At 68.6% G+C, this 13,020-nt stretch carries 11 protein-coding genes; 5 read left to right on the forward strand and 6 right to left on the reverse strand.

Annotation, left to right across the window (positions count from 1 at the left end; translation table 11 throughout):
- Positions 1-19 precede the first annotated feature (19 nt).
- Positions 20-499: an MPT63 family protein gene (locus BST28_RS20275; RefSeq protein WP_019735766.1), complete on the reverse strand. Its 480-nt coding sequence runs from the start codon at positions 497-499 to the stop codon at positions 20-22.
- A 143-nt stretch (positions 500-642) separates the two neighbouring features.
- Between BST28_RS20275 and BST28_RS20280 the strand changes: the two genes are divergently transcribed.
- On the forward strand, positions 643-1,302 hold the full coding sequence (locus BST28_RS20280; protein WP_083082642.1) for a M15 family metallopeptidase: 660 nt from the start codon (positions 643-645) through the stop codon (positions 1,300-1,302).
- A gap of 33 nt (positions 1,303-1,335) precedes the next feature.
- Here BST28_RS20280 and BST28_RS20285 read toward each other — a convergent pair whose 3' ends face one another.
- Complete coding sequence (locus BST28_RS20285) at positions 1,336-3,126, reverse strand: ABC-F family ATP-binding cassette domain-containing protein (protein ID WP_083082645.1); 1,791 nt, start codon at positions 3,124-3,126, stop codon at positions 1,336-1,338.
- Positions 3,127-3,239: 113 nt separating this feature from the next.
- Between BST28_RS20285 and BST28_RS20290 the strand changes: the two genes are divergently transcribed.
- Positions 3,240-6,236 (forward strand): acyl-CoA synthetase, encoded by a 2,997-nt coding sequence (locus tag BST28_RS20290; RefSeq protein ID WP_083082647.1) that lies wholly within the window; start codon positions 3,240-3,242, stop codon positions 6,234-6,236.
- Entirely contained in the window at positions 6,233-6,466 is a 234-nt protein-coding gene (locus BST28_RS20295) for a Trm112 family protein (RefSeq protein WP_019735266.1), read from the forward strand. Before BST28_RS20290 ends, BST28_RS20295 begins: the two co-directional genes overlap by 4 nt.
- On the opposite strand, the gene BST28_RS20300 is transcribed toward BST28_RS20295, so the two are convergent.
- The 3 genes from BST28_RS20300 to BST28_RS20310 are packed head-to-tail and all read right to left on the reverse strand — an operon-like array spanning position 6,432 to position 8,583.
- Positions 6,432-7,055, reverse strand: a complete 624-nt coding sequence (locus BST28_RS20300) for a TetR/AcrR family transcriptional regulator (protein ID WP_019735265.1) — start codon at positions 7,053-7,055, stop codon at positions 6,432-6,434. The genes BST28_RS20295 and BST28_RS20300 overlap by 35 nt on opposite strands.
- On the reverse strand, positions 7,055-7,885 hold the full coding sequence (locus BST28_RS20305; protein ID WP_083082648.1) for an ABC transporter permease: 831 nt from the start codon (positions 7,883-7,885) through the stop codon (positions 7,055-7,057). Before BST28_RS20305 ends, BST28_RS20300 begins: the two co-directional genes overlap by 1 nt.
- Positions 7,819-8,583 carry an ABC transporter ATP-binding protein gene (locus tag BST28_RS20310; protein WP_065288693.1) on the reverse strand — a complete coding sequence of 255 codons (765 nt, stop codon included), beginning with the start codon at positions 8,581-8,583 and terminating at the stop codon, positions 7,819-7,821. Before BST28_RS20310 ends, BST28_RS20305 begins: the two co-directional genes overlap by 67 nt.
- 57 nt (positions 8,584-8,640) lie before the next feature.
- Here BST28_RS20310 and BST28_RS20315 point away from each other — a divergent pair, with 57 nt between their 5' ends.
- On the forward strand, positions 8,641-9,252 hold the full coding sequence (locus BST28_RS20315; RefSeq protein WP_109510946.1) for a DNA-3-methyladenine glycosylase: 612 nt from the start codon (positions 8,641-8,643) through the stop codon (positions 9,250-9,252).
- A 16-nt stretch (positions 9,253-9,268) separates the two neighbouring features.
- Here the strand turns inward: BST28_RS20315 and BST28_RS25165 are convergent, their stop codons facing one another.
- The gene (locus BST28_RS25165) at positions 9,269-11,242 is read right to left on the reverse strand and encodes a DUF1214 domain-containing protein (RefSeq protein ID WP_083082649.1); all 1,974 of its coding nucleotides are present in this window, start codon (positions 11,240-11,242) and stop codon (positions 9,269-9,271) included.
- A 158-nt stretch (positions 11,243-11,400) separates the two neighbouring features.
- Here BST28_RS25165 and tyrS point away from each other — a divergent pair, with 158 nt between their 5' ends.
- A complete protein-coding gene (gene tyrS / locus BST28_RS20325) occupies positions 11,401-12,681 on the forward strand; it encodes a tyrosine--tRNA ligase (protein ID WP_019739157.1) in 1,281 nt (426 codons plus the stop codon).
- Positions 12,682-13,020: the final 339 nt, after the last annotated feature.

The following is a 13,020-nucleotide window of genomic DNA, read 5'->3' on the forward strand; positions in this document are numbered from 1 at the left end:
GTTCCCCGCGCTTCGGCCGCTACGGGCCCCAGATCATCAGATCTTCCATGCCGTTGTTCATCGTCACCGTGGTCGGCGGCGGGCCGGTGACGTCGAAGTAGATCTTCCCGCTCGCCTGCTGGCCCTGCGGGATGGTCGCACCGCTGATGGCCTTGGGCGCGGCGACCTGCCACAGCACCCGGTAGGCGGCCCGATCCGGAGCGACGGCGTTGAACTGCGAGATCGCCGGTGTCACGCTGCCCCGAATCGCGTTCACCGTCGCGGTGGACTCCCAGACCTTGCCCGCCACCGGGTATCCCGGCATGGTGTCGCTGCTGGGCTTGAGATCGGCGACCCGCCACGAGTACACAACCTGGCCCACGGTGTCGGTGGCCTGCAACGTGCTGCCGAGCTTGCCGACGATCGGGTAGGCCGCCGTTGCGGTCGGCGCGACGGTCACCGGGATCGCCGCGAGGGCCACCGCTGCCACGGCCTTCTTCGTCATCCCACTGATCTTCATGATCCCTCCTTCCGCTCAGGACGCTATGACGGATAGCCGCGTTCGCCGCGCCTTAACCCTGTTTCGCAAGAACCGATCTCGCTGTGCGCTAGCGTGGGCGGATCAACGGATGGCGAACCAACCCGAAAACGTGGCGCCTGGCGATGGCGATCGCGATCTGCGGGCTGTTGCCGCAGTGCACCGGCGCCCCGCCCGGGCCGTCACTGACCTTGGTCCCGGCACCGACCTCGTCCACCGACGCTCGACCGGCACCCGCCGTCGTCACCGCCGTCACGGCCGCGGACCTCGGCCCCACCTGGCACGCCGGCTGCCCGGTCGCCCCGGCGCAACTGCGGCGTGTCACCGTGACCCACCTCGGCTTCGACGCCCAACCGCACCGCGGCGAGCTGATCGTGCATCAGGAGCTGGTCCCGCAGGTCATCGCGATATTCGAGGGGCTTTACCGGCTGGCATACCCGATAGAGAAGATGCGGTCGGTCACGCACTACCGGGGCGGCGACGATGAACTGTCGATGGAGGACAACAACACGTCGGCGTTCAACTGCCGGCGGATTCCGGGTTCCGGGAACTGGGCGCTGCACGCCTACGGCCGGGCCATCGACATCAACCCACTGCTGAACCCCTCGGTCAGCCGGGGCGGATTCGAGCCCAAGAACGCCGCGGTCTATCTGAACCGCCACCGCATCGAGCCGGGCCTGCTGCACCCCGGGGACCCGGCGGTGCGGGTCTTCACCGATGCGGGCTGGCGCTGGGGCGGCAATTGGAAGTCGCCGGTGGACTACCAGCATTTCGAGCGGCGCTGAGCAGAGGCCGGTCACGGCCGCCGGCGTGACGTGCTATTCGACGATCTCCGAAAGCTCCAGCCAGCGGCCCTCCTGCTCGGCCACCTCGTCCTCCAAAGCGCGCAGCTGCCGGGTGAGCTCCGCCAGGCCCACGTGATCGGACTGGTCATGCGCGGCCAGTTCGTGATGCTTGGCATCGATCTGCTTCGCCAGCCGAGCCAGCCGGCGCTCGACGGCACTGAGATCCTTCTGCGCGGCACGTAATTCCGCCCCCGACAACGCACCGGCCGGCTCGGCACCGGCAGCCGGCCGCGACGCCGGTGCGCGGCGCGCGTCGGCGGCCAGCCGCAGGTACTCGTCGACACCGCCCGGCAGATGCCGCAGCCGGCCGTCCAGGATCGCGTACTGCTGATCGGTGACCCGCTCCAGCAGATACCGGTCGTGGGAGACGACGATCAGCGTGCCCGGCCAGGAGTCCAGCAGGTCTTCGGTGGCGGTGAGCATGTCGGTGTCGACGTCGTTGGTCGGCTCGTCGAGCACCAGTACGTTCGGCTCGGCCAGCAGGGTCAGCATCAACTGCAGCCGGCGGCGCTGCCCGCCGGAGAGCTCGCCGACCCGAGCCGACAACTGCGCGCGGCCGAACCCGAGCCGCTCCAGTAGTTGAGCCGGGGTCATCTCCCGGCCGTCGACCTGATAGTCGTTGCGCAGCCGGCCCAGCACGTCGGCCACCCGGTCCCCGGCAAGCGAGGCCAGCTCCCCGGATTGCTGATCGAGCATGCCCAGCCGGACCGTCTTGCCGCGTTTGACCCGGCCGGTGTCGGGTACCACCGTGCCGGCGATCAGCCCGAGCAGGGTGGACTTTCCAGCGCCGTTGGCGCCGACGATACCGGTGCGCTCACCGGGACCGATGCGCCATTCGATGTCGCGCAACACCTCCCGGCCGTCGAAGGAGACCGAGACATCGAGCAGGTCGATGACGTCCTTGCCCAGCCGCGCCGTCGCCAGCTTCACCAACTCGACCTCGTTGCGCAGCGGCGGAACGTCGGCGATCAGCGCGTTGGCCGCCTCGATGCGGAACTTCGGCTTGGAGGTACGCGCCGGCGCGCCACGACGCAGCCAGGCCAATTCCTTGCGTAATACGTTCTGCCGCTTGGCCTCACTGGCCGCGGCCATCCGGTCGCGCTCCACCCGCTGCAGCACATAGGCCGCGTAGCCGCCCTGGAACGGTTCCACGATGCGGTCGTGTACCTCCCAGGTGGTGGTGGCCACCTCGTCGAGAAACCAGCGGTCGTGGGTGACCACCAGCAGCCCGCCGGTGTTGCGGGCCCAGCGCTGCTGCAGGTGGCCCGCCAGCCAGGTGATCCCCTCCACGTCGAGGTGGTTGGTGGGTTCGTCGAGCGCGATCACATCCCAGTCGCCGATCAGCAGCGCGGCCAGCTGCACCCGCCGGCGCTGCCCGCCGGACAACTCCGCGACGGGCGCGTCCCAGGCCCCCCGAGCGATCAGGTCGGAGGCCAGACCGTCGACCACATCACGAATGCGCGGGTTGGACGCCCACTCGTGGTCGGCCTGGTCGCCGACCAGCGTGGCCCCCAGGGTGCGGTCGGAGTCGAGGATGTCGGCCTGATCCAGCAAACCGACCCGCAAACCGGTGCGGCGGGTGACCCGGCCGGAGTCCGGCGTCAAGGAACCGGCCAGCAGTCGCAGCAGCGAGGATTTGCCGTCGCCGTTGCGGCCCACGATGCCGATGCGGGCGCCGTCATTGACCCCGAGGGTGACTGAGTCGAGCACCACACCGGTGGGGTACTGCAGGTGAAGGGCCTCGGCTCCGAGCAGGTGTGCCACTGACAGAACGCTACTGCCTGCCCGATGGCGACGGCTGAACGAGCCGGGCCGACCGTCCTGATGTGCCAGAATATGCACGTCATTGACGATCGGGCGCGACGTAGGGGAGCAGCGTGGATCTGAATCTGTCGGCCATCACCCGGCCGGTCGAGTGGCTGATGGCCACCGCGCAGAACGGCCTGGAGGTGCTGCGCTGGGGCGGGCTGGAGACCGGCACCGTGCCGTCGCCGTTCCAGATCGTCGAGAGCACCCCGATGTACAAGCTGCGGCGCTACTTCCCGCCGGACAACCGGCCCGGCCAGCCGCAGCCCGGCCCGCCGGTGCTGCTGGTGCACCCGATGATGATGTCGGCGAACATGTGGGACGTCACCCGCGAGGACGGAGCGGTCGGCATCCTGCACGGCGCCGGGGTGGATCCCTGGGTGATCGACTTCGGCTCGCCCGATGAGGTCGAGGGCGGCATGCGCCGCAACCTGGCCGACCACATCGTCGGGCTCAGCCAGGCGATCGACACCGTCGCGGAGACGACCGGACGCGACGTGCACCTGGCCGGCTACTCCCAGGGCGGCATGTTCGCCTATCAGGCCGGGGCGTACCGCCATTCGAAGAGCATCGCGTCCATCATCGCGTTCGGCTCCCCGGTGGACACCCTGGCCGCGCTGCCGATGGGCGTGCCGCCCAACATCGCTTCCGGCGTGGCGGCCTTCATGGCCGACCATGTCTTCAACCGGCTGGACATCTCGGGATGGCAGGCGCGCTTGGGCTTCCAGATGATGGACCCGCTCAAGACGGCCAAGGCGCGGATGGACTTCCTGCGCCAGCTGCACGACCGGGAGGCCCTGCTGCCGCGGGAGGCGCAACGGCGATTCCTGGAATCGGAGGGCTGGATCGCCTGGTCGGGCCCGGCGATCTCCGAACTGCTCAAGCAGTTCATCGCACACAACCGCATGATGACCGGCGGCTTCGCGATCAACGGGCAACTGGTGACGCTGACCGACATCACCTGCCCGGTGCTGGCGTTCGTCGGCGAGGTCGACGATATCGGCCAGCCGGTCGCGGTGCGCGGCATCCGTCGTGCCGCTCCGAATGCGAAGGTTTTCGAATATCTCTTGCGGGCCGGGCATTTCGGTCTGGTGGTGGGGTCCAAGGCCGCCGAGCTGACCTGGCCGACCGTCGCCGACTGGGTGCTGTGGCAGGAGGGCCAGGGCCCGCAGCCCACCGGTGTGGCGCTGATGGCCGATCAGACCGCCGCCGAACGCACCAAGGGCGGTGTCGCGATGACGTCGCGGATCGCGCACGGGCTGGGGGAGGCTTCCGGTGTCGCGATCACGCTGGCGCGCGGTGCCGCCGACGCCATGGTGGCGGCGCAGAAGTCGATGCGCACCATGGCGGTCGAGACCGCGCGCACCCTGCCCCGCTTGGCCCGGTTGGGGCAGATCAACGACCACACCCGAATCTCGTTGGGCCGCATCATCGACGAGCAGGCGGCCGACTCCCCGAACGGCGAATTCCTGCTGTTCGACGGGCGGGTGCACACCTATGAGGCTGTCAACCGGCGTATCGACAACGTGGTGCGCGGGCTGATCGACGTCGGGGTGCGCCAAGGCGTCCACGTCGGTGTGCTGATGGCCACCCGCCCCAGCGCCATGGTTGCGATCGCGGCGCTGTCTCGACTGGGAGCGGTCGCCGTGCTGATGCCGCCCGACGGGGATCTGGTCGCGGCCGCGCGCCTCGGCGGAGTCTCCGAGATCATCAGCGGCCCGGGCAATTTGGACAACGCCATCGCGGCTTCCCGGGAACTGGACTGCAAGGTGCTGGTGCTCGGCGGTGGTGAAGCGCGCGATCTGGGCCTGCCCGGCGACGCCGACGTCGTCGACATGGAGCAGATCGACCCCGACGCCGTCGAGCTGCCCGGCTGGTACCGGCCCAACCCGGGATTCGCCCGCGATCTGGCATTCATCGCCTTCAGCACCGTGGCAGGCGAGCTGGTGGCCAAGCAGATCACCAACTACCGCTGGGCGCTCTCGGCGTTCGGCACCGCCTCGACGGCCGCGCTGGGAGCCAACGACACGCTGTACTGCCTGACGCCGCTGCACCACGAGTCCGGCTTGCTGGTCAGCCTCGGCGGCGCCGTGGTGGGCGGGGCGCGCATCGCGTTGTCGCGCGGCCTGAACCCCGACCGGTTCGTCGCCGAGGTACGCCAGTACGGGGTCAGCGTGGTGTCCTACACCTGGGCGATGCTGCGCGAGGTCATCGACGACCCGAACTTCGTGCTGCAGGGCAACCACCCGGTGCGGCTGTTCATCGGCTCCGGTATGCCGGTCGGGCTGTGGAACCGGGTCACCGAGGCGTTCGCGCCCGCCCACGTCGTCGAGTTCTTCGCGACCACCGACGGTCAGGCCGTGCTGGCCAACGTCTCGGGGGCCAAGGTCGGCAGTAAGGGCCGCCCGCTGCCCGGCGCGGTGGAGGTGGAGTTGGCCGCCTACGACCCCGAACACGACCTGATCCTGGAAGACGAACGCGGCTTTGTGCGGGTCGCCGAGACCGACGAGGTCGGGGTGCTGCTGGCCAAACCGCGCGGCCCGATCGACCCGTCGGCCTCGGTCAAGCGGGGGGTGTTCGCCCCGGCCGACACCTGGATCTCCACCGAATACCTGTTCCGCCGCGACGCCGACGGCGACTACTGGCTGGCCGGCGGGCGCGGGTCGAGCATCCACACCGAGCGGGGAATGGCTTATCCGGTGGTGATCACCGACGCGCTAGGCACCGTCAACGGCATCGATCTGGCGGTGACCTATCGGGTGCCGGGCGCCTCGCCGGACGCCGCGGACCTCGTCGTGTCGGCGGTGACGGTGCGCCCCGGTGCGACGGTCACCGCCGCGGACCTCAGTGAGGCGGTGGCCGAGATGCCCGTGGGTGCGGGGCCCGATGTCATCCACGTCGTGCCGGATCTGCCGCTGAGCGCCGTCTACCGCCCGACGCTGGGTGCGCTGCGCGAGACCGGGTTGCCCAAGGCCGGACGCAACGCCTGGTACTTCGATGCCTCCAGCCAGCAATTCAAACGGCTGACCGCCGCGGTGCGCGCCGAACTGGCCGGGGGCCACCGGTGATCGACGCTGATCTGCTGGCCATTCTGGTCTGCCCGGCCGACCGCGGCCGACTGGTGTTGGCGGAGCGCTCCGGGCAACCCGGCGCGTGGGTGCTCTACAACCCGCGTCTGCGCCGCGCCTACCGCATCGAGGACGGCATTCCGGTGCTGCTGGTCGACGAAGCCGCCACCATCGGCGACGACGAGCACGCCCACCTCATCGCGCAGGCCCCTCCGGCAGATCCCCGGTGAGATAGCGCTGCAGCGTCGGGGCGATCATGTCGACGATCTGCTCGCCGGGCATCGAGGCCAGCGGTTCCAGGCCGACGATATAGCGGGCGACGACGATGCCCATCAGCTGGCTCGCGGCGAATTCGGCGCGCAGCACGCCGGTTCCGTCCGGTTCGTCGATGCGTTGGGACAGTTCTGCGACGACGATGTCGCGGAAGAACGAACGAGCCAGGGGCACTTCGGTTCCGGTGAGCATCGAGCGCATCGCCGCGATCAACCCGGTACCGCTCTGCGAATCCCACAGCGGCAGCAGCAGCTCCGGAAGGGCGCGGCCGAGCTGATCGACAGGCGTTTCCCGCAGCGGCCCGAGCACGACCATCGGATCGACCGGCAGCTCGGTGGCCGCAGCGAACAGCTGCTGTTTGGTTCCGAAGTAGTGGTGCACCAGCGCAGCGTCGACGCCCGCGCCGGAGGCCACCGCCCGCATCGATGTGTTTGCGAATCCGTTGCGGGCGAACAGCTCCCGCGCGGATGCCAGAATTCTGTCCCGGCTCCCGGAGGCGCCGGAGGGGCGGCCCGGCCTCCGGCCGCCGGTGGGCTCGGCCGACATCACGCCGTCTGCCGTCGCAGCGTCGCCGCCGCCAGGCCCAAGGCGCCGACCGCGAACAACAGCACGATGATGATGTCGCGCACCGCGACGCCGGTCAGTTCCAGATGGGTGCCCACCTGCTGAAGTGCTTCGAGTGCATAGCTGGCCGGTAGCGCGTTGCTGATCCATTGCAGCCACTCGGGCATGGCCGCGCGCGGCACGATGATCCCGGCCAGCAGCAGCTGCGGCACCATGACCAGCGGAATGAACTGCACGGCTTGGAATTCTGTGCGGGCGAAGGCGCTGCACAGCAGGCCCAGACCGACGCCGAGCACCGCGTTGACGATCGCGATCACGAATACCCACGCCGGGCTGCCCACGGTCTCGAAACCCAGTAACCAGAACGCGACCACGCATGCCAGGCTGGCCTGGGCGGCCGCCGCGATCGAGAACGCCGTCCCGTAGGCGGCCAGTAGATCGAGCCGGCGCAGCGGGGTGGTCAAGATGCGCTCCAGCGTTCCCGACGCGCGTTCCCGCTGCATCGTGATCGCGGTGATGACGAACATCAGGAACAACGGGAACAGTCCCAGCAGGATCAGGCAGGCTACTTGGAACGGTGATGGCGTACCGGGCGGGTGCGCGGTGTCGGCCAGCATGAAATACATCAGCGTGATGACCAGGCTGGGCACCAGCAGGACCATCGCGACGCTGCGGTGGTCACCGGCCAGTTGCCGCAGGATCCGCTGGGTGGTCGCCAGGAAAGGCCGCAGCTGCAGCGTCGCGCTCAGCCGGCTCGGGGCGCGGTGCTGCGCCGGATGACGGACAGGAACGCTTCCTCCATGGACGTACATCCGGTCTCCTCTCGCAGTCGTCTCGGTGAGGTGCGCGCCAGCAGCCGGCCCTCACGCATCAGCAGCAGATCGCCGCAGTGCTCGGCCTCATCCATCACATGGCTGGACACCAGCAGCGTCGTGCCGCGTCGGGCCAGGGCCTGAAACTGGTGCCAGAGGTCTGCGCGCAGCACCGGGTCCAGGCCGATCGTCGGTTCGTCGAGGACCAACAGGTCCGGCCGCCCGACCAGTGCGCAGGCCAGCGAGACCCGAGCACGCTGACCGCCGGACAGGTTGGCGCAGTGGTCACCGCGGTGGTCCCACAGATCCACCGCGTCGATCGCCTCGTCGGCGGCCTGGGTGTCGACGCCCGCCAGCGCCGCGAAGTACCGCACGTTGTCGATCACCCGCAGGTCGTCATAGATCGTCGGCTGCTGGGGCATGTAACCCACCCGGTGACGCAGCTGGGGCGAGCCAGCCGGGCTGCCCAGCACGTCGACGCTGCCGGCGGTGATGACCTGGGTGCCGACGATGCAGCGCATCAGGGTGGTCTTGCCGCAGCCCGACGGCCCGAGCAGGCCGGTGATGGCGCCGGGGGCGATTCGCACCGACAGATCGTGCAGCACCGGTCGCTTGCCCCGGATCACCCGGAGGTGCGCGATGTCTACCGCCGGGGCACCGCGAGGCCGGGATAATTCATCATGCGATGAAATCATCATGTGATGAATATTCGCCCGGTCGCGGCGCGTTGTCAAGGGTCCGGCAGAATCTGCGCCGTGAGTGCTGCCGAGCTTGCGGTGGATCCGCTCGCGGCCGCCCACCTGCTGCTCGGCGCCACGCTCGAGGCCCGCGGGGTCCGCGCGACGATCGTCGAAGTGGAGGCCTACGGCGGAGTGCCCGACGGCCCCTGGCCGGACGCGGCGGCGCATTCCTATCGCGGGCCCACCGGGCGCAATACGGTGATGTTCGGACCGCCCGGCCGGCTCTACACCTACCGCAGCTACGGCATGCACGTCTGCGCCAACGTGGCCTGCGGCCCGGACGGGACGGCCGCCGCGGTGCTGCTGCGGGCGGCGGCCATCGACGGGGGGTCGGCTACGGCCCGATCCCGTCGCGGCGAGGCGGTGCCCAGTACCGGGTTGGCTCGCGGGCCGGGGAATCTCTGTTCCGCACTGGGAATCACTATGGAAGACAACGGGATCGACCTGTTCGACGCCGGCAGCCCGGTGCGGCTGCGACTCGGTGCGCGACTGGCCGCGCAGGCCGGCCCGCGGGTGGGGGTCAGCCAGGCCGCCGACCGGCCGTGGCGGTTGTGGGTGCCCGGCCGACCCGAGGTATCGGCCTACCGACGCAGCCCACGGGCGCCGGCGCCCGGCGCCAGCGACTGATCCGGCGGGCCGCTGCTCAGGGCAGTAGATCCAGCGCCGCAATATCGACCGGATCCAGCAGCGCGATGCCGGCGGCGGAATGGGCCAGCGTGTGGATCAGCGCTTCATTGAGCGCGGCCAGTGAATCCCACAGCGGGGCGGACTCGCTCAGTGGCGCGAAGCCGCCGGGTGCGTTCATCACAGCGACGGCAAGGTCGTCGCGGGCGTTGAGGAATCCGGCGGTGATGCTGGTGGCCGGGTCCGTCAGCGTCAGGTCGAAGATCGATCCGAGCCCCTGCGCCGCCGTGTCGAGCGCCGTCCACAGCTGCGGGAGGTCGCCGGACGACACCGCGGTCTGGATCGCCTCGGTGGTATGCCCGGCGAGTACCTGGAGCCGCTCGACCAGCAGAATGACCGGCAACTCGATGTCTTTGATCGCTAGGGGCACATTGTTGATGAGCGCCGAGAGGCTGCCGTCGGGATTGGTCAGGATGTCGTGCGCGAGGGTGGCCAGGTTGGGGCTGAACTCCGGAGTCAGCCGGTCCAGGACCGAGGGCACATCGGTTTGACCTCCGAAGATCGCGGTGAACTGCTCGGCGCCCATCGCCGCCTTGACCTGGTCGTACATCAGGTTGGCTCCCACCCAGGCGATGCCGTGGCTCTGATCGTGCGCGTAGCCGTACTCGAATAGCCGTTCCTGTAGGTCGGCGGCGCGTTCCGCGGCGGAGACGAGCGGGGTGTCAGCCGGCAGAAGATTGCCGATCTCGTTCTTGACGTCGGCGACGTCGACGACCTCGGTCCGCACCGGGATGCTGGGAAAGGAGCCGGTGATGTTCTGCCACCGCAGCCAGACACCCCCGTGGGTGATACCGGAGTTGTCGACCCAGTTGGCGACACCGGGGTCTTTGGCGCTGATGACGTAGTAGGTGAAGCCGTCGGAGTCATGGACGGTCTGGGTGTTGTTGAGGCTGCCGAACGTGGTCGCAAACGGAGCGGTTTGCCCCCAGGCGTTGGCGACCATGATGCTCGAGTACGCCGCGTCGATCTGCGGCACCTGCACGATGAGCGCCTGGTCGGGCGCCAGTGAGAAGTGGCCCAAGCTCGTCAGCTGATTCGACAGCAACGGGCCCGGTATGTGCTCGGTGGTGGGCGCGATGTCGGAGAACGTGTTGACCGGGACGGTGTCGACGCCCTGGAACTGTCCCAGGTAACTGCCGGACAGATTCTCCCTGGGGAGGTTCGCGGCGATGGTGCCCAGCATCGACAGGATCTGGTCGTCTGAGAGCAGCGGGAAGGTCAGCGCCCCAGAGGCGCCCTGCTCCTCGATGGAGAAGCTGTTGTGTATCTGGCCCCAGTCGCCGAGGGTGTCTCGGACGACAACCGTGTCGGCCCCGGCGATGTCGACCCAGTTGCCGGCCGATACGCCCGTCGGCGCGGTGGAGCTCAGCACGATGGTGTAGCTGCCGTCCGCGTTGGGTGTGGCGTTCGCCAGGTCGACGCCGGCCGCGAGCGGCTCGAAGTCGGTCGTCACGCCGTTGCCCGAGTTGGCCAGGAACGTCACGTCCTGGGTGCCCGGTGCGGGGTGCACCGTGATCACGTAGGTCTTGTCCGGGTCGACCGGCAGGGAGCTGTAGAAATTGTCCGGATTGTTGTAGGTCAAAAACGGTTGCGGGTCAGCAACATTGGCAGACCACGGGTACGGCGCCCAGGGCATGACCACGTCGTGGAACTCGTTTCTGGCCAGCATGTTGAGCGATGATGCGAACATCGTGCCCGCCAACATCCGCTGATACTCGCCCAGCGTGGACAGGTCGGCCGGGGTGATGAAGGGAAAGCCGGTGTTGGTGTCGGTGATCTGTTGCTGCGCCTCGAGCAGTTGGTCGATCACCGGTTGCAGGAGCTGCGACGGGGCCGACTCGCCAACCGCGCGCGGTGCCATCATCAGCATCGCCATGGCGGCGGCCGCCAGGGACGTCGTCACAGTGGCTGCGGCGGCTCTCGATCGCGGCATACGCCCCTCCTCGGGTGCGACAAAACTCCGAATAACGTGAGTGATTCATGAGATGCCCATAAATTGTGCGCGGCGGTCACCCCTGCAGACAAGAGCCGTGCCCACCTTGACCGAGCCTGACTGACGCCGGCCGAACATCAACCGGGAAGATCGAACCCATGAGTACTGCACCCGCGGGCATTCTCGACGAGCTGGCCTGGCGCGGGCTGATCGCCCAATCCACCGACCTCGACGCCCTGACCGCCGAGGTGACGCGGGGGCCGATGACCGTCTATGCCGGATTCGACCCGACCGCGCCCAGCCTGCACGCCGGAAACCTGGTGCCGTTGCTGGCGCTGCGGCGCTTCCAGCGGGCCGGACACCGGCCGATCGTGCTGGCCGGTGGTGCGACCGGTCTGATCGGTGATCCCCGCGAAACCGGCGAACGCTCCCTCAACAGCGCCGACACCGTGGCCGAGTGGTCCGAGCGGATCCGCGGACAGCTGGAGCGCTTCGTCGACTTCGATGACAGCGCCACCGGCGCGTTGGTGGTCAACAACCTGGAGTGGACGGCGTCGTTGTCCGTGCTGGAGTTCCTCCGGGATGTGGGCAAGCACTTCTCGGTCAACGTGATGCTGGACCGCGACACCATCCGGCGCCGGTTGGATTCCGAGGGCATCTCCTACACCGAATTCAGTTACATGCTGCTGCAGGCCAACGACTATGTGGAGCTGCACCGGCGGCACGGCTGCTCGCTGCAGATCGGCGGCTCCGATCAGTGGGGCAACATCATCGCCGGCGTCCGGCTGGTGCGCCAGAAGCTGGGCGCGACCGTGCACGCGCTGACCGTCCCGCTGGTGACGGCCGCCGACGGTACCAAGTTCGGTAAGTCCACCGGCGGCGGCAGCCTGTGGCTGGATCCCGAGATGACCAGCCCGTATGCCTGGTACCAGTACTTCTTCAACACCGCCGACGCCGATGTGATCCGCTACCTGCGCTGGTTCACCTTCTTGTCCGCCGACGAGCTGGCAGAACTGGAGCAGGTGACGGCCGAGCGTCCGCACGAGCGCGCCGCCCAACGCCGGCTGGCCCGAGAGTTCACCACCCTGGTGCACGGTGCGGCGGCCACCGAGGCCGTCGAGCTGGCAAGTCAGGCGCTGTTCGGCCGGGGTGAGCTGTCCCGGCTGGACGAATCGACGCTGGCCGCGGCCCTGAAGGAGACGCCGGTGGCACAGCTGGGGCCCGGCGCCGCCGACGGCATCGTCGATCTGCTGGTGGCCACCGGGCTGTCGGCGAGCCGGGGTGCGGCTCGCCGCACGATCGGCGAGGGGGGTGTGTCGGTGAACAACGTCCGGGTGGACAGTGAGGAATGGGCGCCGCAGCCCGATGACTTTCTGCACGGACGGTGGTTGGTGTTGCGCCGCGGCAAGCGCAACGTGGCCGGCATCGAGAGGGTCTAGCGAGGGTCCAGCGAGGGGTTTGCTGGGCGCCGGCGGCATCCGAAGTTGATCTTGAAGGGCCGAAAAACGTCTGCTAGCAGCGGATTTGACTCCCAGTTTCACCTCGCGTAACTTAGTGTACGTCGCCGCGACCAGGCCAGACCGGGTAAGCGCGACAAGCCCGCGGAATCCAAGAGATTCACAAAGCGATTCCGGGGGCGTTTCACTTGTCCGCACGGCCGATGCGCGGCTTTTAGCCGCGGATTGACTGCGCGTCCGGGTGGGGCGTGTTGTTTGAGAACTCAATAGTGTGTTTGGTGGTTTTTGTTTGTTGTTGTTTTTTGCCATGCCTTCGGCGCC

This window comes from Mycolicibacter kumamotonensis (assembly GCF_002086285.1).
Lineage (GTDB): Bacteria > Actinomycetota > Actinomycetes > Mycobacteriales > Mycobacteriaceae > Mycobacterium > Mycobacterium kumamotonense.